A 20,455-nucleotide genomic window follows, 5' to 3' on the forward strand; every position below is an offset into this window, starting at 1 on the left:
CGCGCAGCAGGAGCGGGCCGCGAAGCGACCCGATCCGATATGTTGCGCGCGCTCGGCATTGGCCTATTCGAACTCCATGATCACATCATCAACCGCAAGGCTGTCGCCAGCGCCTGCATTGATCTTGGTGACCACAGCGGTCTTTTCGGCGCGCAGAATGTTTTCCATCTTCATGGCTTCCACGGTGCAAAGAGCCTGACCTTCCTGCACTTCATCGCCCACTTCCACGTCGACCTTCACGATCAGACCCGGCATTGGGCAAAGCAGCATCTTGGAGGTGTCTGGTGGCAGTTTTTCAGGCATCAGTTTCGCCAATTCGGCCTGACGCGGGGTGCGCACATGGACCTTCAGATCAGCTCCACGGCTACGGATGCGGAAGCCGCCGGAGATTTTGCCAACCTTCAGAACCAGCGGTGAACCGTTGACATCCACAGTCGCAAGCTGATCGCCCGGCGTCCAGTCAGAGGTCACGCGCACGGTTTCTCCATCATCAAACACCACTGTAGAGCCGTCGTGATCTGCGTCGATTGTCAGTGCAAATTCAGTGCCTTGCAGCGATACTACCCAATCTGAGCCGACGCGGCGTTCGTGGTTATCCATACGGCCCGACACCCGCGTGCGGCGGATTTCAGCAACACGGTGCATTGCCGCTGTCGCAGCTGCAATACGACGCAGATCGGTGTCTGGAAGGTCGACGCCTGTAAACCCGTCAGGGTATTCTTCGGCGATGAAGGCCGTTGTCATGTCCCCTGACACGAATTTCTCGTGATCCATCACGGCAGAGACAAACGGAAGGTTGTGACCAATGCCTTCAACCTCGAAACTGTCCAACGCCACGCGCATCGCTTCGATCGCGGACGCACGATCCGGTCCCCATGTGCAAAGCTTCGCGATCATTGGGTCGTAATACATGGAAATCTCACCGCCCTCGAAGACGCCAGTATCATTGCGTACCGCCGTTTCGCCGACAGGCGCGTCGCCGTGCCATGTGTTGTTCGCAGCCATCGGGCCTGCTGCGACCTCAACCGGAGGGCGGTAGCGTGTTAGACGGCCAATCGATGGCAGGAAACCGCGATATGGGTCTTCGGCGTAAAGGCGGTTTTCAATCGCCCAACCAGTCAGCTTCACATCGTCCTGTGTGATCGAAAGCGGTTCGCCATTCGCGACGCGGATCATCTGTTCGACAAGGTCCACGCCGGTGATCAGCTCGGTCACAGGGTGTTCGACCTGAAGACGGGTGTTCATTTCAAGAAAATAGAAGTTCTTGTCGCCATCGACGATGAATTCAACGGTCCCGGCAGAGGCATAGCCCACGGCCTTGGCAAGCGCGACGGATTGTTCGCCCATTGCTTTGCGGGTTTCTTCGTCAAGGAAAGGTGAAGGTGCCTCTTCGACAACCTTCTGGTTCCGGCGCTGGATCGAACATTCGCGCTCGCCCAGATAGATGCCGTTGCCGTGTTGGTCGCACAGCACCTGAATTTCGATGTGGCGCGGCTGGGTGACGAACTTCTCTATAAAGATACGGTCGTCCCCAAAGGAGTTCGCCGCTTCGTTCTTGGACGACTGGAAACCCTCGCGCGCTTCTTCGTCGTTCCACGCAATCCGCATGCCTTTACCGCCGCCGCCGGCAGAGGCCTTGATCATCACGGGATAGCCAATTTGGTTTGAAATCTTAACTGCTTCGTCCGCGTCCTCGATCAAGCCCATATAGCCGGGCACCGTGGAAACATTGGCTTCTTGCGCGATCTTCTTCGAGGTGATCTTGTCCCCCATCGCTTCAATTGCACCTTTAGGCGGGCCGACAAAGGCCACGCCAGCGGCCTCTAGCGCCTCGGCGAATTTGGCGTTTTCAGACAGGAAGCCATAGCCCGGATGCACCGCTTCGGCGCCGGATTGCTTGACCGCCTCCATCACCTTGTCGATGACAATATAAGATTGGTTCGCCGGTGGCGGGCCGATGTGGATGGCTTCATCAGCCATGGACACATGCAGTGCGTTTTTGTCGGCATCGGAATAAATGGCGACCGTGGAAATCCCCATTTTCTTAGCCGTTTTCATCACCCGGCAGGCGATCTCTCCGCGGTTGGCGATCAGGATCTTATTGAACATCGAATGTCCCTTCTGGTTCGTGGCCTTTGATTAAGTGCAAAGGCGCAGTCAGTCGTCTTGGCATAAAAAAACCACCAAGACCCCGGTAGGGCTTGGTGGTCGTATTGATCGGCTGCGCCGCGATGGGCGCAGATGTTGGATTAGTTACATTTGCCCGGGTTGTTCTGGCAGTAGAGCACGTTGACGCCTGCACCGACGACAGCGCCGGTTGTGGCATTCCCACCGGTGACAACAGCCGCACCTGCGCCCGCGCCTGCGCCAAGCAGGCCCTGTTCAAGCGCTGTATCGCCACAGGCTGCAAGCCCGCCAAAGGCGACACATGTGATCGCCGCAATCTTAAATAGTCGCATCTGCTATAGCCCCTTGTTTGCTTATGAGTGCAGCCAAAGGATGCCACGCGCCCGGCGCGATGCAATCTGATTGCGCGGGCTGGCCTTGGATCGGCGGCTTGCCGCGTATTTTTAGGTAAAGAGATATCTGCAGCTGGCGCGGTGGGGACAATACCGGGCCAGCTGCATTGGGAAGGGTAACGGAGTACACTGTTACCGGCATCAATGGGGGTCACCGTTGATACCTTAACATTACTATTTGCACCCGAACCGTCAGATGCAATCTCTGCGTGATCCTGCGAGTCCAAGTCAGCATTTTCCCGCGCAATTTCCATATTCATCGGCAAAGACACGCCAAGGACAGCGCGCTTCGAGGCGCGATCATCGGAAGATCCAGCGGAAAAAAGCCGATTGATCATTTCCAGTCGCTCCCGTCGAAGGCTTCTGGGAAAGAGGCGCGCGCTACGTCAACGTTAATACGCAACAAAGCGTCATAGCTTGCAGGGTCAAACGGATCTTCGGCGGGGATAACCTCGCGGCCAAACAGCCAGTTCAAGCGGCCCGCATCAAGATTGCCCCGCTCAAACGGGTCTTCGCCGAAATTCTCCCAAAGCGCCTGCATAAAGCCAAGGTCAGCCCGGCGATCCGGCGGACGGCGATCACGAAAGCGCTCCCGGCGGGTCAGCGGAGTGACACCTTTGGGATTTGGACGGCGAATGGTGAATTGAAAATCAGTGCCGGGCAAACGGCCCGGAAAACCGCGATGCTTTAGCATGGGGTGCCCTCCGACATTTGGCTGCCGGAAGGCAGAGTGGTATTAGCCGCGCCCCGGCGCTGTGCCGGGCGTTGTGCCGCCGCCAGAGGTGCTGCTGTCGTCGTCATCATCCCCAGTTGGTGGTGGGAAACATGGAATGCCGGGTGGCACCGGTGTCCCATCTGGATAGAAGCACGGTTCTTCGTCATCATCGGGGATACAGGTGTTTGTTCCCGGAATGATGTCACATTCGTAGTTGCCGAACTTGTCGTAGCGCGGCTCACCCTTGATGGGTTCTGGTGCCGGCGCTGCGCATGCCGCAACGAAATAGAGCGCTGCCAATGCTGCGATGTGGTGACGCATTTTTCTTCTCCTCCCTTGTTCCTATGGGGTCCATAGAAAGCGAAAGTCGGCGCTGCGTCCAGTTTTTCGTGAGAAACACACCCGTTTTGCATGTGTGCAGATGCAAATTTCGGGCGGAGATCGGAGGCAACCAGAGGCTGCCCCCAAGGGGAATTATTTGTATTTGCCTGTGTGCATAGGCTCTGTTGAGATGGGCTCTGGGTCCACGACAACATATTCTTCTTCGGCTTGCTGTGCGCAGGCCGCGACAAAGGCCGCAAGGCCAAGCGCTGCGATGATCTTGATGCTCTTAGACATCTGGTTCTCCTAGTTTTTCTTTGTTTGACGACAGAGTCGCTAAACCCCGCCTGCCCCTTCGGTGTGCCCATCAAGATGGGCGAGGTATCTTGGGAATACCCGAAGCCGACCATAGGCGAAAAACCGGAAAAAATAAACGGAGTGACTGCCGGCCGGGGAGCTTGTGGCGTCAAAGCCGCAAAATCCCGCCGATCACGCAAAGCCACCCCTATATGTTGCGATTGCATCAGAATGCCTCCCAGATACAGGTATCGTTTTCCAAGGTGAAAACCTCGAAATACTGGGTGGCATCGGGGTTGGCGACCCCAAATGCGGTTTCGCGATCAGAAAGCGAGACGACAATCTGATCCACGGCGAGGCCCGTTTCAGCAAGCGTTGACATGCCAACCGTCTCACAAAGGGACGCAAAGTCATCGGCAACTGTGACGTAGCTCGCGCTGTCACCGCCAATTTGTGGCATCACGAAACGCAGGCGCAATACAGCCGTGCCATCCTGCAGCGTTTCCGTGCGGGTTTCTTGCAATGTCACTTCAAAGCCTGAGGGCACAGCCGGGCGCTCCTCCAACGCACCGGCTGTTGTCGCAAGCACAAGGCTCCCTCCAGTTGCGACGATTTCTGTCAGGCTGATTTTGGGGAAGTCAAACATGGCTGCCCCCATTGCGGAGCCGCGCAAAGCGTACCCAACGGGCACGTTTGCCGCTGTCGTTCAGCACGTCAGCAATGCGCGCCTCTAGTGCCCTACGCGCGACAATGCGATCACACTGGCCACCTGCGCGGATCGATAGTTGCCCACCCTGCTCTCGCACTTCGACCACGGGGGAAAACCCACGCTGGTTCTGCAAGGCCCGCCACAAATCCTGCCGCACCTGCTGCGCCACGCGCAGTTTATCGCCCAGTGGCAGCACAGCTTCGGACTCCACATCAAACCGCGCCGGCACCCGGCGGGTGACAGTCACAGACTGGTCGTCTTTGAGGATATGCCAAGCGTTGCGGGTCATTCAAAGCCACCGCCGTGTGCGCGCAAGATAGGCGTCGTAAGGCGCGCCGAACTTATGGCTCAGATAGGTCTCTTCATAGATGACAACGCCCCGATCAAGCGCCAGCCAAAGAAACGGGGCGATCATTAGGGACCATTCCAAAGAAAACAGAAATGCCAATGCCAGTTGCAATGTGACCATTCCCAGATACATGGGATTGCGTGTCAGCCGGTATGGCCCAGCCTCGACCAGCACCAACGCTTCGTCCTTCGGGTCGATGTTCGTGCCCGCCGACTTGAAGGCACGCGCGCCCGCGACAGCAAGCCAAAGAGCGGCACATGCCAACGCCAAGCCAAGTGCAATCTGCCAGATCGGCCCCGGAAACGCCCAGCCCAAAGGCAGCGCCCAATCCAGCGCCACGGCACTGATAGGTGCAGCAAGCGCCAGATATGGCGGATAGAGCTTTATGTCTGGGGCGTTGGACATCTGGTCTCCTGAAATCCCGTCTTAGAGCGGAATATTGTCGTGCTTTTTCCAAGGGTTCTGCAGCGACTTATTGCGCAGGGAGGCAAAAGCCCGGCTGACGCGACGGCGTGTCGAATGCGGCATGATCACCTCGTCAATAAAGCCCTTTTCGGCGGCCACAAACGGGTTTGCAAAGCGGTCTTCGTAGTCTTTGGTGTGCGCTGCAATCTTCTCTGCATCGCCCAGATCGGCACGATGGATGATTTCTGTTGCGCCTTTGGCCCCCATCACCGCGATCTCCGCAGTTGGCCAAGCATAGTTGAAATCGCCACGCAGGTGTTTGGAGGCCATAACATCATAGGCCCCGCCATAAGCCTTACGGGTGATCACGGTCACCTTTGGCACCGTCGCCTCGCCATAGGCAAAGAGCAGTTTTGCGCCGTGTTTGATGACGCCGCCGTATTCCTGCGAAGTCCCCGGCAAGAAGCCCGGCACATCCACCAGCGTCAGGATCGGGATTTCAAAGCAATCGCAGAACCGCACAAAGCGCGCGGCTTTTCGAGAGCTATCAATATCCAGACAGCCCGCCAGAACCATCGGCTGATTGGCGACCACACCGACGGACTGCCCTTCAAGGCGGATAAAGCCTGTGATGATGTTCTTCGCGAAATCCTCTTGGATTTCATAGAAATCACCTTCGTCAGCGACCTTGGTGATCAGTTCCTTCATGTCGTAAGGCGTGTTGGCGTTTTCCGGGACAAGCGTGTCCAGGCTGTCTTCGACCCGACCGGGTTCGTCAAAGAACGGGCGCACGGGTGGCTTTTCGCGATTGTTCAGGGGCAGGAAATCCACCAGACGGCGCACCTCGGCCAAGGCTTCAACGTCGTTTTCAAACGCGCCATCAGCGACCGAAGATTTCTTGGTGTGGGTAGAAGCACCACCCAGTTCTTCGGCTGTGACAACCTCGTTGGTCACGGTTTTCACAACATCCGGGCCGGTCACAAACATGTAAGACGTGTCTTTGACCATAAAGATAAAGTCGGTCATGGCTGGCGAATAAACCGCACCACCCGCACATGGCCCCATGATCACGGAAATCTGCGGGACCACACCTGAGGCCATGATATTGCGCTGGAACACCTCGGCATACCCGGCAAGAGAAGCCACGCCTTCCTGAATGCGCGCGCCGCCCGAGTCGTTGATGCCGATCACTGGCGCGCCATTCTGAACCGCCATATCCATGATCTTGCAGATCTTTTCGGCATGGGTTTCAGACAGAGAGCCGCCAAACACCGTAAAGTCCTGCGAGAAGACATAAACCATGCGACCATTGATCGTGCCCCACCCGGTGACGACGCCGTCGCCTGCGGGCTTTTGCTGCTCCATACCAAAGTCGGTGCAACGATGGGTTTTGAACATGTCGAACTCTTCAAAGCTGTCTTCGTCCAGCAAAAGTTCGATCCGTTCCCGCGCGGTCAGCTTGCCTTTGCTGTGTTGACTGTCGATCCGACGTTGACCACCGCCGAGGCGGGCGACTTGACGGCGATCTTCGAGCTCTTGAAGAATATCTTTCATTTTGGGTCCCCTTGGATTTGGCCAGAGCATAGGGGCATCAGGTGATCTCGCAAGAACAAACCCGCAAATTTGCAAAGCAATGCAAATCAACATCATGCAAAATGCAAACTTGCTAATTTTGAACCAATCGGTTCATTCTTGACGTCTTAACAATAGACAAGCTCAAGACAGCCGCTTAGGGCTTAGATATGTCAGACGTCGTTTCGTCGCGATATTTTCATCGCGCCTCTCCGCCGCACATCTCAACCCTGATCCTCCTCGCCGGCCTTGCTGCGCTGAGCATGAATATCTTTTTGCCCAGCCTGCCCATTATGTCCGAGTATTTCGAGACAGATTATCGCGTCATGCAGCTGTCGGTCGGGGCATATCTGGGATGCAGCGCCTTCCTTCAGCTTTTTATCGGACCGATATCAGACAAGCTTGGCCGTCGCCCGGTTTTGCTTTGGGGGCTGGCATTGTTCATCGTCGCAACGCTGGGATGTATCACTGCCCCAAACGTCGAAATCTTCTTGGTGTTCCGCATGGCACAGGCTGTAATCGCCACAGCCATGGTTCTCAGCCGCGCCGTGATCCGAGATCTTTACGACGATGACCGCGCGGCGTCGATGATTGGTTATGTCACAATGGGCATGTCAGTTGTCCCGATGGTGGGCCCGGCCATTGGCGGCTTTCTGCAGGAAATATTTGGCTGGACGGCAAATTTTTGGATGTTGGTTCTGCTGGCCGCGCTGGCCTATTGGATCACTTGGTCCGACCTTGGCGAAACCAAAGCGCGCAGCGGCAAAACTTTGATCGGTCAGTTTCGCGAATACCCGGAACTCTTGGTGAGCCCGCGCTTCTGGGGATATACTCTGACCTCGGCGCTAAGCTCTGGCATTTTCTTTGCCTATCTCGGCGGCGCGCCGTTTGTCGGGTCCGAAATTTACGGACTTGAGTCGAAATACCTTGGCCTCGTCATCAGCGCGCCAGCGGTCGGCTATATGGCTGGCAACTACCTTTCTGGCGCGCTTTCCTCGCGGTTTGGTATTAATCGCATGGTCTTTACAGGCAGTTGCATCAGCGGGAGCGCACCGCTCCTCTCGCTTTTGTTAGACATTTCCGGACGAGGCAGCGTTCTTACCTTTTTTGGCCCAATGGTGTTGGTCGGATTGGGCAATGGTATGGTCATTCCAAACGCCACAGCGGGCGCGCTATCGGTCCGACCCCATCTGGCGGGAACGGCCTCCGGCTTAAGCGGCGCCCTTATGATTGGGATTGGCGCAGCACTCTCTGCCTTTGCAGGGACCTTGCTTTCGCAGGAAACCGGCGCGACGCCGCTGCTGGTCCTGATGCTCGTCTGCGGCTTACTTGGGATCGCGACCATCGCCTACGTCATTCGGCGTGCGCACAAAATTCAGGCCTAGATTTGCAGAATTTGCAGAGGTACTGTCACCTGACTGCAAATCTGCAAAGGCACCGGCATGGCGATTCAAAAACTCTTCGCAGGCGCAAAACTGCGTGAAATCCGAAATCGGGTTTCATTGACGCAAAAAGACTTTGCGCAAAAGCTTGGCGTCTCACTGCCCTATCTGAACCAGATGGAGAACAACAACCGACCTGTGTCCACAACCGTGGTTCTGGCGCTAGCGCAGGAATTTGGCATTGATGTCACCGAACTTACGACGGGTGACAGCGAAAGGCTGGTCAGTGATATCCGCGAGGCGTTGGCGGACCCGATCTTGGCCGAAGATGATGTACCCCTTGCCGATATTCGTTTGTCGGCCTCAAACGCCCCGGCCCTCGCCCGCGCCTTTTTGCGATTACATCACGCCTATCGGCAAACGCACGAACGGCTCGCGTCTTTGGATGAGGCGCTTGGCCGGCAAGACGTTCAGATGCAGCCCAGCCCGTGGGACGAAGTGCGCGACTTCTTCCACTATTGCGATAACTATATTGATGCCGTCGACCACGCCGCAGAACGCTTTGCGCAATCCGCACAGTCAGCGGGCGGGATTCAAGCCACAGCCTTGAAGGCGCTTGAGGAGGCTGGTGTACAGGTCAAATCCGAAACGCTGAATGCCCTAAGGCACTATGATCCTGAAACACGCACGCTGACGCTGTCCAATCTCGCCACATCGGAAACCCGCAGTTTTCAGCTTTTGCTGCAAGTCGCGCTGTTGCAACGCAACACCCTACTTGAAGCGACACTTGATCTGGCGCGGTTCCATTCCGAGACGGCGCGGCAAATTGCAAAGATTGGCCTTGCGAACTACTTCGCCGGGGCGGCCATGATGCCCTATGGTGCGTTTTTGGAGGCCGCTCAGCGGTATCGCCACGATCTGGAAATCCTGTCGACCCAATTCGGGGCCTCAATTGAACAGGTCGCGCACCGGCTGTCTACGCTGCAGCGCCCACATCACAAGGGGGTTCCGTTTTTCTTTGTGCGCGTGGATCAGGCGGGCACGATCACAAAACGCCATTCAGCAACGCGGCTACAATTTGCGCGCTTCGGTGGGGCCTGCCCGCTTTGGAACGTGCACCGCGCCTTTGAAACCCCGGGCCGCTTCCTGCGGCAGCTGGCCGAAACCCCCGACGGCGTGCGCTACTTCTCTCTTGCGCGGGATGTTTCCAAATCAGGCGGCCACTATGGTGCGCCTGTGCGCCGTTATGCGATTGCTTTGGGTTGTGAGATCAAACACACCGACCAGATTGTCTATGCCGACAATATGGATGTCTCTACCGCTGCGGCCTTTGAACCAATTGGTATTTCTTGTCGCATATGTGAGCGCCCTGATTGCCACCAACGATCTGTGCCGCCGCTGGAACGCAAGCTGACCATTCACGAAAACCTGCGCGGAGTGGTGCCTTACGAAGTTGGCTGATCAGCCCAAGATCAGCTTGGCCGCGATGCCCCACATGACCACGCCGACCAGTGCATCGAGCACGCGCCACGCACGTGGGCTGGTGAACATCGGCCGGAGCAGGCTTGCGCCGTAGCCTAGCGAGAAAAAGAACACAAAGCTGGAGACCACGGCGCCAATGCCAAACCCCCAGCTTGGGGAATACTGGGCGGAAATACCGCCCAGCAGAACAACTGTGTCCAGATAAACGTGTGGATTGGCCCAGGTCAGCAGCAAACAGGTACTGACGGCAGCCCAGAGACCCGTCGCAGTCTTACCTTGGGCTTCAAGGGCACCCCCCTCGCGTAGGGCGGAGCGGAAACTGAGAAATCCGTAGACAATCAGAAACGCCGCTCCACCCCACTTTGCCAGGGATACTACGAGTGGGAAAGCAAGGACGAGAGCTCCGAACCCGGCGACGCCTGCGGCAATTAACAGCGCGTCAGATATGGCACAGGTCAGGACCAGCGGCAGGACATATTCACCCTTCAAGCCTTGGCGCAGCACAAACGCGTTTTGCGCACCGATCGCCAAGATCAAGGAAAAGCCGAGAAAGAACCCGGCACCCATCGCTTCGTACAATTGAAAACTCCACTTCGCCTACCTTGTATCGCCGCAAATCTTTGATTATTCAAATTAAAGTTTATGACCCGAAATAAGATGATCTAATGAAACTTGACGGCCAACACCTGCGCGCTTTGTCCGCAATCCTTCGAAATGGCAGCTTTGATGCGGCGGCGGCTGAGTTGGGGGTGACTCAATCTGCAGTGTCCCAACGCCTGAAAGCCCTTGAAGAAAACGTTGGCGTGAAGCTTGTGAACCGCGAAAAGCCCTGCACCGGGACGGAAGCCGGACGTCGTATCGCGGCACATGCGGACCACCTGCAAGCCATGGAACAGGCGCTGGCCGTCGATCTTGGAACCAAGGTTGATTCCCAGCAAGGCCGCCTGCGAATCGCAGTGAACGCCGACAGCCTCTCGACCTGGTTTCTTGATGCCTTGGCTGCGGTACCAGATTACCTCTACAGCCTGAACGTCGATGACCAGGATTTCTCAGACGATTTGTTGCGCCGCGGAGAGGTTGCTGCGGCCGTCACCTCAAACGGCGCGGCGCTGGCGGGGTGTGACGTGCACTACCTTGGCAAACTCAGTTATGTGGCAACCGCAAGCCCGGCGTTTGTGCAGCGATACTTCCGAGGCGGCATCGACGCACGTTCAATGTCACTGGCCCCGATGTTGCGATATAATGAGAAGGATGACTTGCAATTTCAATGGCTTGACCGACATTTCCCCGGAAAGATCAGACCTCCCTTCCACCTTGTCCCCTCATCAGAAGCCTATGCCAAAGGCACGACTGCTGGGCTTGGCTGGGGGTTAAATCCAATGGGCATTATCCAAGACGATTTGAAAGCGGGCAGAGTTGTCGATCTACGGCCTGATGCGCGCTTGGATATCCCTCTTTATTGGCAGGTAAGCCGCTTACATAAGTCGCTCTTGGCCCCCCTCACCCGCAGCGTTTGCCAAACAACGATCCAGAACCTGCCACAATAACGCCGCAGCCGACTGTCATTTTCCAGCAGAACGTTGAACAACCTGCATGGATGACATGTCCGCGATTACGACAAATTTTCAGAAGGTCTCCCCTTCCTTCACCAGCGGCTTCTGGCTGAGTGGTGTATTGCTGCGCGTTGGACTGACAGCGACAATGATCGGCCTGTCTTTCCTGCCGCCGCTGATGCTGCCCCTGCTCGCAGCCGCGCTTGGCATCGATCTGATTTCCTTCCTTTGGTCACTGGTCCGCTACCATGCTGCAGCGGGTCTCCACCTGCAGCAGACCGGGCGATTCTGGTCTGTCGTTGGCGGCTACTGTTTCTTTTTCGTGGCGCTGGTTGCCATGATCTTTTCTTGGTGGATGCTTTCGCAGGGCAACAATCTTGAGTTTCTGAACCGAGACGGCAAGGACACCAAGGAAAACGTTGCCCCTGAGCGTGGTGGGCGATTTGAAGCGAATTTTTCGCGCGACCGGCGCGAGTTGATGTTCAACGGCGTTGTTGCACAAGGCGCAATCGACGACTTTGTCGAAAACCTGACGCGGTCAGATCGGCTTGAGACAATTGTTTTGAACAGCCCCGGTGGGAATATCTATGAAGCGCGGCTGATGGCCAAAGAAGTCAAACGCCTTGGCCTGAACACCCATGTTACAAATGAATGCAGCGCGTCGTGTCTGTTGATCTTTATGGCCGGCACAGAGCGGACTTTGGGCCCCGGTGGCCAGTTGGGCGTGCATCGCTACGGCATGGATTTCACGCAGGTGCTGCCGCATGTTAGCCCCTTGCGAGAAATGCGGACCGATCAGCAGTATTACCTCGATCGCGGTGTGACGCTTGATTTCTTGGATAAGGTCTTTGACCTCAGCCGGGATGCCATCTGGTATCCGACGCGACACGAATTGACTGTCGCGGGCATGCTGACCCGCTAAATAACAAACCCGCGCCAAAGCGCGGGTTCTTGCGTTTTAGGTTGTGGCCAAGGTCACAGCTGCGCCATGACCTCATCGGTGGCTTCAAAATTCGTGGTCACACGCTGGACGTCATCGTCATCTTCCAGCGCATCCACCAGCTTCATCAGCTTCTGCATGTCTTCCAGACCGAGTTCGGTCGTGGTGGTTGGCTTCCAGATCAGCTTTGTGGATTCAGACTCGCCCAACTCGGCTTCCAATGCGTTGGAGACATCGTTCAGATCCGTATCCGCACAATAAATGATGTGCCCGTCTTCAGAACTATCAACATCCTCTGCGCCCGCTTCGATCGCGGCCATCATTATGTCGTCGGCATCGCCAGCATCCGCCGGGTAAATCACCTCCCCCTTGCGCTCAAACATGAAGCCCACAGAACCGGTTTCGCCAAGGTTTCCGCCATTCTTAGAAAACGTTGACCGCACGGTCGAGGCTGTGCGGTTTTTGTTGTCGGTCATGGTTTCGACAATGACGGCCACGCCATTGGGGCCATAGCCCTCATAGCGGATTTCATCATAGTTTTCTGCGTCGCCACCGGTCGCCTTTTTGATCGCCCGGTCGATCACGTCCTTTGGCACAGAGTTGGATTTGGCTTCTTTCACAGCCAAACGCAGACGCGGGTTCTTATCCGGGTCAGGGTCGCCCATTTTAGCAGCGACGGTGATTTCCTTGGAAAGCTTGGAAAACAGCTTGGACCGCGCGGCGTCCTGACGGCCTTTGCGGTGCTGGATATTTGCCCATTTACTGTGGCCAGCCATGCGAATAGTCCTGTTCTTTTTCAGATAATGCTCATGATCTCGCCCCCTATAGCGCAAGGTCGGGGCGCGCTGCAAGTTGAGGGATCGCCGGGATTTCCCCTTGCCTCCCACAGCAAGCTGGGTTTGGCTGGGCGAGTAACAAGTGAGGCCATTGATGACACAGGACCAGATCATTTTATTTGCGCTTTTCGCAGGCGTCTTTGGCTTCTTGCTGTGGGGGCGGTTTCGCTATGATCTGGTGGCGTTTTCCGCTCTGCTCATCGGTGTTATCCTAGGGGTCGTACCCGAAAAAGACGCCTTTTCGGGCTTTGGCCACCCGGCCACGCTGGTAGTCGCACTGGTATTGGTGGTGTCTGCCGGTCTTGTTCGGTCCGGCGCAGTCTTTCTGATCACCCGCACTTTGGTCGACAGTTCGCGCAGCCTAGGGGGGCATATCGCACTGATGGGTGGCGTCGGCGGTGTGCTGTCGGCCTTTATGAACAATGTCGCTGCGCTCGCGTTGCTCATGCCCGTTGACATCCAAACCGCGCGCAAAGCGGGCCGCAGCCCCGGCCTTTCGCTGATGCCCCTGTCCTTTGCCACCATCCTTGGCGGCATGGCGACGCTGATTGGCACGCCGCCAAATATCATCATTGCCACGATCCGCGAAGACGCTTTGGGCGCGCCGTTTCGAATGTTTGATTTCGCCCCGGTCGGAGGAGTGACGGCGCTGGCAGGACTTGCGTTTGTGGCCCTGTTCGGCTGGCGGCTGATCCCCAAACGCGCCGATGCAGGGCGCGCCATGGCCGATATCACCGAATATGTCGCCGAATTGACGGTCCCAGAAGACAGCAAGCTGATTGGCAAACGTCTGGGAGAGTTGGAAGATAACGCGATGAAAGCAGATGTCGCTATGTTGGGGCTGATCCGCAATGGGCGACGCCTTTATGGCCACGCGCGCAACGCCGTTCTCGCCGCGCAAGACACCTTGATCCTTGAAGCGACACCCGATGCGCTGGACGAATTCCGCTCAGCTCTCAGCCTGAATTTCTCAGACGAAAAGCGCGAGGAACGCCTGAAGGCCGCGGGCGATGGGCTGGACATTATTGAAGTCGTGGTGCCCGAGACCTCTCGGATCGCTGGTAAAACTGCCGAACGCGTCGGTCTGTCATGGCGGCGCGGTGCGGTGCTGATGGGGCTTTCACGTCAAGGGCGGCGCGTCACGCAGCACCTGCGCAAGACCGAGGTGAAACCGGGCGATATCCTGCTGCTTTTGGTGCCAAAAGATCGCGGTGCTGACGTGACCGATTGGCTCGGCTGCCTGCCGCTTGCGGATCGCGGCCTTGCCGTCACGGCGGACAAAAAGGTCTGGTTGGCGATTGGGCTTTTTGTTGGGGCCGTTGTCGCCGCAGCCCTTGGGATTCTTTACCTGCCAATCGCGCTTGGTCTGGTTGTGATGGCCTATGTTTTTGCCCGCATCGTGCCGCTGTCAGAGCTTTACACCCACATCGAATGGCCCGTTGTCGTGTTGCTTGGCAGCATGATCCCGCTGGGTGCCGCGCTGGAGCGTGTCGGGGGCACCGAACTGATTGCAAATGCAATTGTCGGCCTGACCGATGGCCTGCCCGCCTGGGCCATTCTGACGGTCCTGATGCTGGTGACGATGACGCTGAGCGATGTTCTGAACAACACCGCCACCACCATTGTTGCCGCGCCGGTGGGCATTCAGATGGCGCAAACCTTAGGCGTCTCTCCGGACCCTTTTCTGATGGCCGTCGCGGTCTCTGCCAGCGCGGCGTTCCTGACGCCAATTGGACATAAGAACAACACGCTGATCCTTGGCCCCGGAGGATATCAATTTGGTGATTATTGGCGCATGGGTCTGCCGCTTGAAATATTGGTCGTTGTCGTTTCGATACCCTCGATCTTGATCTTTTGGCCGTTGTAAACTGGTGGCATTTGTCAAAAGCAAAATGAGTAAGGACATCAGATAGGCACTTGGGGAATAGGACAGTTTGAAAATGACACGGCGCTGGATTTTCTAGCGACCATCGACGATGCGAGCGCATTGGAAACCGCCCTAGCAAGCGGCCCATTGGAGACCGGCGAAGCGTTGGACGCCGACATTTCGCAAATCGCTCTGGCCGCTGCCGACCTTGTGGCAGGCATGCTTGGCCGGTTTGGGGCCGATGCCACGCAAGACATCCGCGACCGCGCCGCCTCATTGGGAGAGCCACCTCGCGATCTGGTGGAAGCAGCCCGAAACTGGGTTTCTGCGGTCGCATCACGATCCGAGTTGATGGACCTTTGGGAGGAAAGCGACGGCGCGGAGTTTCGCAGGTCCCTTAGTCTGCTGATCGACAGGCTGAACCCAGATATCGCCTACACCTCGCCTAAGGTGAAGAAAGAACAGGATTTCTTCAACATCTGCGCATTTTGCAATAAAGAAATCCGCGACGGCGACACGTTTGAAATTCAGCTTAAGAACAGGTCAGTGAAAGAAAGACTACCGAAGGCAGTTTTCTTCGCGCATCTGGCCTGTCTAAATGGTGCGCTTCACCCGACTTATTTCATCCAAGACTGGAAGTTCGATCCGGATGAAATCGAAGAAGCCGCGCGGAAATTGCTTGAAGACTGATGCGCCTTAAAGCGGCCAGATAAACGGTATCATCGCACTGGCGAGCAATCCGATACTCAGGTTCAACGGGATACCCACTTTCAAGAAGTCGCTGAAACGGTAGCCGCCGGGACCGTAGACCAGCATATTGGTCTGGTAGCCAATCGGCGTTGCAAAGCTTGCCGAAGCAGCCACCATAACCGCGACCACCAAGGGGCGCGCGTCGATGCCCATGACATCGGCCAGCCCCACGGCAATTGGTGTGACCACCACTGCAACGGCGTTGTTGGATACCATTTCTGTCAGAACAGATGTCAAAAGATAGATGGCCCAGACCACCAAGAAAGGCGGCAGCATGCCAAGATAGGGTGCGATGCCTTCAACGATCAAGCGCACAGCGCCAGAGCTTTCCAAAGCCACGCCAATGGCGAGCATCGCAAAGATCAGCGCCAGCAAACGCCCGTCGACCGCCGCAAAGGCCTCGTCCGCGTCGATGCAACGCGTGATCAGAACGACGGCAACAGCTAGAATCGCAAGAAGGAAAATGGGTGCCATGCCAAAGCCAGCCAAGGCAACAATCCCAATCAAAGCGGCAAAGGCAATCGGCGCATGACCGCGACGGTACTCCCGTTCTGACGGTTGGCTGACCGAGACCATCTCCATATCAGCCGCGAGCCGTTGAATATCTTCAGGCGAGCCTTCCAGCAACAATGTGTCGCCGACACGGACAATCAGGTCATCCAACTGCAGGCCAATGTTCTGGTTCTTGCGGTGCACGGCCAAAGTGTAAACACCATAGCGACGGCGCAGGCGCAGTGATCCAAGGCGACGACCGACCATGCGGCAACCCGGCGTGATCAACACCTCGACCGTTGTGGTTTCCACCGAACTCACCTGATCGACGCGTTTTAGCGACTTATCCCGTTGCAAACTCAGCAGTTCGGTCATTTTTGTGCGCAGAACAACGCGGTCCCCGACCTGCAATTCAACCCCCTTCAGGTTGCGCCGCAGAGAGATATCGCCACGCACTACGTCCACCAACCGCACGCCGTCGCGTTTGAAGAGCTGCACACCCGTAACCTCGCGCCCGATCAAGTTGGAGTCGGGTGGAATGACCGCCTCAGAGAAGAACTTCATATCTTTGCGGTTGCCCAACAAGTTCGCCATGCTGTCGCGGTCAGGCAAAAGCAACGGGGCTATAAAGCGCAAATAGACCATGCCCCATAGAACCAACGCGATGCCAAGCGGCGTGACCTCAAAGATCGAGAACGCCTCGAGCCCCTGCGCGCGCGCCACACCATCGACCAGCAGGTTTGTTGACGTCCCGATCAGGGTCAGCGTGCCGCCAAGGATGGCCGCATAACTCAACGGAATCAGCAGTTTGCTGGCGGAAACGCCCAAGGTCCGGCTAAGCTGGATAAAGACCGGGATCATCACAACAACCACCGGCGTGTTGCTGACCACGGCAGAGGACAGCACAACAAAGACCATCAGCATCGCGATAGCGATATGCGGGTTGGTCTTCGCCTTTCGATCCGCGATTTGCGTGAAAGCACTTAGCGCCCCGGTGCGTACCAAGGCCCCCATGACGATGAACATTGCCGCAATCGTCCATGGCGCGGGGTTGGACAGCACCGACAGGGCCTGATCATAGGGCAGAACGCCAAGCAACAAGAGCGCCGCAACCCCTGCAATGGCGACGACCTCTGTGGGATAGATCTCTCTCACGAAAAGGAGGAACATCACCCCCACGGTGCACAGCGTCAGGATGGCCTGCGTGGTCTGGGAAAACTCTAGGTATTCCATATAGGCGCGAACGCTCCCTCTTAATCTTAGCGCAACAGAACAGAGCATCCCCCAAGGTGAATGCCGGGGCAAGTCTTTCTGATGGATAAGGGAAATCTTTCTGAAAGAAGGGCTTAAGCAGGTCCTGCCTGACTAAGCCTGCCGCCTTGACGCACCATTTCTATGCGTGTTGCAACACCGCTGCGATCATCCGTTTCGACATAAACCCCAGACAGTGTCGCCTCTCCTAAGGCCGGTGTGAACCGCGCTTTTGGCATGCCGGTGATAAAGCGGCGCATGGGTTCTGCCTTCTCCATGCCGATGACGGAATTATAGTCGCCGCACATGCCAGCGTCGGCCTGAAACGCCGTGCCTTTGTCGAGGATCTGCGTGTCGGCGGTTGGTACATGAGTATGAGAGCCGACCACCAAAGAGGCGCGGCCATCGCAAAAATGCCCCATGCCCATCTTTTCCGAGGTGGCCTCGCAGTGCATGTCGACGATGATGGCCTGCACCAACCCGCCACGCGGATGCGCCTTTAACACGCGATCAACCGCGGAAAACGGATCGGCATAGGGGCGCTTCATAAAGACCTGCCCGAGTGCCTGAAGCACCAGAACCTTTTTGCCGCGCACATCAAAGATGCGGTGCCCCCTGCCCGGCACGTCGCCTTGGGCATAGTTCAGGGGGCGAATGATGCGGCTGTCTGACTGGATGTACTGCATCATGTCTTTTTGGTCGAAAGCATGATCGCCAAGGGTGACACAATCGGCACCCGCCTCAAACAGCAGTTTGGCGTGATCTCCGCTAAGACCCATGCCGTTGCTGGCGTTCTCACCATTCACCACAACAAAGTCGAGCCGCCACTCTGCGCGCAGACGTGGCAGGTGCTCTTTGACCGCCTTGCGCCCTGCGCGGCCTACAACATCACCGAGATACAGAATTTTCATGGGATAGTCGGGTATAGGTGACTTGCATCAAGGGCAAGACTGAATGGGCAAAGGAAGCACATTTGCACAAAAGCTAGGCTTTCAGGTCGCGAATGCCGCTTTCAGTGATGATCAAATCCAGCGGCTGATCGGTCGGCTCAAGCGGCAGATTCTCTGCTTCTTGTGCGTCAAAGGCAAAGCCCACCGCCAATGTCGCACGCTTGCTGCGCAGCAGTTCCAGCGTGCGGTCATAAAAGCCGCCGCCATAGCCAAGCCGCCCGCCCTGCGCGTCAAATGCGACAAGAGGGACGATAACAATCTCGGGTTCAAAAAACCGGTCTTCAACCGGAATCTTTGCCCCAAATGGACCGTCTTTCAAGGGCGCATCCGGTTCCCATTCAGAGAACTTCAAAGGCAGCCCTGCCCCTTGAATGACCGGTACACCGACCGTGCCATGGGCCGCGGCTTCGGCCATGGCCGGGACTGGGTCGATCTCTGTTCGGATCGGCATGAAGCCAGACACCGGCACGCCGCGATAACCCGCGAGGAACTCAGACAGGTAGGCCGACTGACCCGGTGTGGCAGATTGAAACGCCGCTTTGCGCCGCGCGAAAGCGGCTTTGCGGGCTGCGTCCTTGCGGGCTGTCAGATCGGCGTCCATCACAGCAGAACCGCCCCGGCAAGTGCCAAAAAGGCAAAGAAACCAACAACATCCGTGACCGTGGTGACAAAGGCGCCAGAGGCAAGCGCCGGGTCAACACCGATCTTTTCAAGTAAGACCGGAATGCCGGTACCAGCCAGCCCCGCGACCACAAGGTTGATCACCATGGCGACGGCAATCACAACCCCCAACATCGGCGATCCAAACCATATAACGCCAACAATGCCCATGACCACAGCAAAGACCACACCATTCACCAGACCCACAAGCACCTCTCGCCGGATGACCCGCCAGACGTTCGCGCCAGTCAAGTCCTTGGTGGCAATGGCGCGCACTGCAACTGTTAAGGACTGCGTGCCTGCATTACCGCCCATCGAGGCCACGATGGGCATCAATACCGCCAGTGCCACGAACTGCGCAATCGTCGCCTCGAACTGCGCAATCACGAGTGAGGCAAGGATGGCCGTCACAAGGTTCACCGCCAACCACGGGAGACGCTGACGTGTGGTTTCTATCACCCGGTCCGACAAAGAGCTTTCCTCGCCCACACCGGCAAGACGCAGGATGTCTTCTTCGTGTTCTTCATCCAGCACCGCCATGGCGTCATCAATGGTGATCACGCCGACAAGACGCTCATCTTCGTCGACCACGGGTGCCGAGATCAGGTGATATTGGTTGAACGCATAGGCCACGTCGCCCTCGTCCTGTGTGACGCGGAAGACGCGGAACATTTCTTCGGCGAGGTTTTTCAAGGGCGAGGTGCGCGGTGCGCCCATGATCTTGCCCAGTGACACATTCGCCACCGGGCGCATGCGCGGATCGATAAGGATTACGTGATAAAACTGTTCCGGCAATTCTTCGGCGTTTCGCATGTAGTCAATCGCATCGCCGACAGTCCAATGTTCCGGGGCCATCACGGTTTCGCGCTGCATTAAGCGACCGGCAGAAAACTCCGGGTAGCTGAGCGCCTGTTCGACAGCAACACGATCTGCATCTTCCAGAACGTCAAGGATGGCTTCCTGCTGAGTCTCATCCAGATCTTCCAGAAGGTCGACAACGTCATCGGATTCCATATCCCGAACCGCTTCGGCAAGCGTTTCAGGGCGGAGGACTTCCATGACCTCTTCGCGGATGCTCTCATCAAGTTCAGAGAGAATTTCCCCATCAAATTCAAGATCATAAAGCCGCAGCAAACGACCACGATCATAGGGGTTGATCTGTTCCAAAAGGTCCGCGATGTCCGCCGCGTGCATCGGCTCCATCAACTCGATCAGCTTGTCGCGGTCCTCAACCTCAACCGCATAAAGAACGGCAGCGACAGCGCGGCGGTCCAGGCTGTAGTCATCTTCCTCTTCGCGGTCGTCTTCGGTGGCGATTTGATCCTCTGCTTCTGTCAAGATTCGCCTCCGTGCCATGGGTTCCGCTTTGGCGCGACCATAGGGGAGTTGGCGGGGAAAACTCAAT

General features: G+C 56.9%; 21 protein-coding genes. 6 read left to right on the plus strand and 15 right to left on the minus strand.

Features of this window, described 5'->3' with window-relative positions:
- Positions 1 to 63 precede the first annotated feature (63 nt).
- The 9 genes from BUA39_RS02990 to BUA39_RS03025 form a co-directional block, all read right to left on the minus strand.
- Positions 64 to 2,109, minus strand: a complete 2,046-nt coding sequence (locus tag BUA39_RS02990) for an acetyl-CoA carboxylase biotin carboxylase subunit (RefSeq protein WP_072790710.1) — start codon at positions 2,107 to 2,109, stop codon at positions 64 to 66.
- A 140-nt stretch (positions 2,110 to 2,249) separates the two neighbouring features.
- Positions 2,250 to 2,459 carry a hypothetical protein gene (locus BUA39_RS02995; protein WP_072790713.1) on the minus strand — a complete coding sequence of 70 codons (210 nt, stop codon included), beginning with the start codon at positions 2,457 to 2,459 and terminating at the stop codon, positions 2,250 to 2,252.
- Positions 2,460 to 2,853: 394 nt separating this feature from the next.
- Positions 2,854 to 3,213, minus strand: a complete 360-nt coding sequence (locus BUA39_RS03000) for a hypothetical protein (protein WP_072790716.1) — start codon at positions 3,211 to 3,213, stop codon at positions 2,854 to 2,856.
- Between the two features lie 42 nt (positions 3,214 to 3,255).
- Positions 3,256 to 3,555, minus strand: a complete 300-nt coding sequence (locus BUA39_RS03005) for a hypothetical protein (RefSeq protein ID WP_072790718.1) — start codon at positions 3,553 to 3,555, stop codon at positions 3,256 to 3,258.
- Positions 3,556 to 3,708: 153 nt separating this feature from the next.
- On the minus strand, positions 3,709 to 3,852 hold the full coding sequence (locus BUA39_RS16750) for a hypothetical protein (RefSeq protein ID WP_165610476.1): 144 nt from the start codon (positions 3,850 to 3,852) through the stop codon (positions 3,709 to 3,711).
- A 226-nt stretch (positions 3,853 to 4,078) separates the two neighbouring features.
- A complete protein-coding gene (locus BUA39_RS03010; protein ID WP_131814558.1) occupies positions 4,079 to 4,498 on the minus strand; it encodes a DUF6497 family protein in 420 nt (139 codons plus the stop codon).
- On the minus strand, positions 4,491 to 4,850 hold the full coding sequence (locus BUA39_RS03015) for a hypothetical protein (RefSeq protein ID WP_072790720.1): 360 nt from the start codon (positions 4,848 to 4,850) through the stop codon (positions 4,491 to 4,493). The genes BUA39_RS03010 and BUA39_RS03015 overlap by 8 nt, the downstream gene beginning before the upstream one ends.
- Positions 4,851 to 5,315, minus strand: coding sequence for a methyltransferase family protein (locus BUA39_RS03020; protein WP_072790723.1), 465 nt, complete (start codon positions 5,313 to 5,315; stop codon positions 4,851 to 4,853).
- Between the two features lie 21 nt (positions 5,316 to 5,336).
- The gene (locus BUA39_RS03025) at positions 5,337 to 6,869 is read right to left on the minus strand and encodes an acyl-CoA carboxylase subunit beta (protein ID WP_072790726.1); all 1,533 of its coding nucleotides are present in this window, start codon (positions 6,867 to 6,869) and stop codon (positions 5,337 to 5,339) included.
- 188 nt (positions 6,870 to 7,057) lie between these two features.
- Here BUA39_RS03025 and BUA39_RS03030 point away from each other — a divergent pair, with 188 nt between their 5' ends.
- Positions 7,058 to 8,272 carry a multidrug effflux MFS transporter gene (locus BUA39_RS03030; protein ID WP_072790728.1) on the plus strand — a complete coding sequence of 405 codons (1,215 nt, stop codon included), beginning with the start codon at positions 7,058 to 7,060 and terminating at the stop codon, positions 8,270 to 8,272.
- A gap of 57 nt (positions 8,273 to 8,329) precedes the next feature.
- Entirely contained in the window at positions 8,330 to 9,730 is a 1,401-nt protein-coding gene (locus BUA39_RS03035; RefSeq protein WP_072790732.1) for a helix-turn-helix domain-containing protein, read from the plus strand.
- Here the strand turns inward: BUA39_RS03035 and BUA39_RS03040 are convergent, their stop codons facing one another.
- Entirely contained in the window at positions 9,731 to 10,318 is a 588-nt protein-coding gene (locus tag BUA39_RS03040) for a LysE/ArgO family amino acid transporter (RefSeq protein WP_072790734.1), read from the minus strand.
- 98 nt (positions 10,319 to 10,416) lie between these two features.
- Between BUA39_RS03040 and BUA39_RS03045 the strand changes: the two genes are divergently transcribed.
- Together BUA39_RS03045 and BUA39_RS03050 are read left to right on the plus strand one after the other, a co-directional pair.
- The gene (locus tag BUA39_RS03045) at positions 10,417 to 11,298 is read left to right on the plus strand and encodes a LysR family transcriptional regulator ArgP (protein WP_072790737.1); all 882 of its coding nucleotides are present in this window, start codon (positions 10,417 to 10,419) and stop codon (positions 11,296 to 11,298) included.
- A gap of 46 nt (positions 11,299 to 11,344) precedes the next feature.
- Positions 11,345 to 12,226: a COG3904 family protein gene (locus BUA39_RS03050; protein ID WP_072790739.1), complete on the plus strand. Its 882-nt coding sequence runs from the start codon at positions 11,345 to 11,347 to the stop codon at positions 12,224 to 12,226.
- Between the two features lie 53 nt (positions 12,227 to 12,279).
- Here the strand turns inward: BUA39_RS03050 and BUA39_RS03055 are convergent, their stop codons facing one another.
- Entirely contained in the window at positions 12,280 to 13,020 is a 741-nt protein-coding gene (locus BUA39_RS03055) for a YebC/PmpR family DNA-binding transcriptional regulator (protein ID WP_072790741.1), read from the minus strand.
- A 154-nt stretch (positions 13,021 to 13,174) separates the two neighbouring features.
- Here BUA39_RS03055 and BUA39_RS03060 point away from each other — a divergent pair, with 154 nt between their 5' ends.
- Together BUA39_RS03060 and BUA39_RS03065 are read left to right on the plus strand one after the other, a co-directional pair.
- Entirely contained in the window at positions 13,175 to 14,947 is a 1,773-nt protein-coding gene (locus tag BUA39_RS03060; protein WP_072790744.1) for an SLC13 family permease, read from the plus strand.
- Positions 14,948 to 15,004: 57 nt separating this feature from the next.
- On the plus strand, positions 15,005 to 15,637 hold the full coding sequence (locus tag BUA39_RS03065) for a DUF4259 domain-containing protein (RefSeq protein ID WP_278246296.1): 633 nt from the start codon (positions 15,005 to 15,007) through the stop codon (positions 15,635 to 15,637).
- Between the two features lie 6 nt (positions 15,638 to 15,643).
- Here the strand turns inward: BUA39_RS03065 and BUA39_RS03070 are convergent, their stop codons facing one another.
- The 4 genes from BUA39_RS03070 to mgtE all read right to left on the minus strand — a co-directional run bounded on the left by BUA39_RS03070 (position 15,644) and on the right by mgtE (position 20,388).
- Positions 15,644 to 17,422 (minus strand): SLC13 family permease, encoded by a 1,779-nt coding sequence (locus BUA39_RS03070; protein ID WP_072790749.1) that lies wholly within the window; start codon positions 17,420 to 17,422, stop codon positions 15,644 to 15,646.
- 113 nt (positions 17,423 to 17,535) lie between these two features.
- Positions 17,536 to 18,351, minus strand: a complete 816-nt coding sequence (locus BUA39_RS03075) for a TIGR00282 family metallophosphoesterase (protein WP_072790752.1) — start codon at positions 18,349 to 18,351, stop codon at positions 17,536 to 17,538.
- A 73-nt stretch (positions 18,352 to 18,424) separates the two neighbouring features.
- A complete protein-coding gene (locus BUA39_RS03080) occupies positions 18,425 to 18,991 on the minus strand; it encodes a 5-formyltetrahydrofolate cyclo-ligase (RefSeq protein WP_072790755.1) in 567 nt (188 codons plus the stop codon).
- Complete coding sequence (mgtE, locus tag BUA39_RS03085; RefSeq protein ID WP_072790758.1) at positions 18,991 to 20,388, minus strand: magnesium transporter; 1,398 nt, start codon at positions 20,386 to 20,388, stop codon at positions 18,991 to 18,993. Before mgtE ends, BUA39_RS03080 begins: the two co-directional genes overlap by 1 nt.
- Positions 20,389 to 20,455 lie beyond the last annotated feature (67 nt).

The sequence above is a fragment of the Cognatishimia maritima genome (assembly GCF_900129685.1).
GTDB classification, from domain to species: domain Bacteria; phylum Pseudomonadota; class Alphaproteobacteria; order Rhodobacterales; family Rhodobacteraceae; genus Cognatishimia; species Cognatishimia maritima.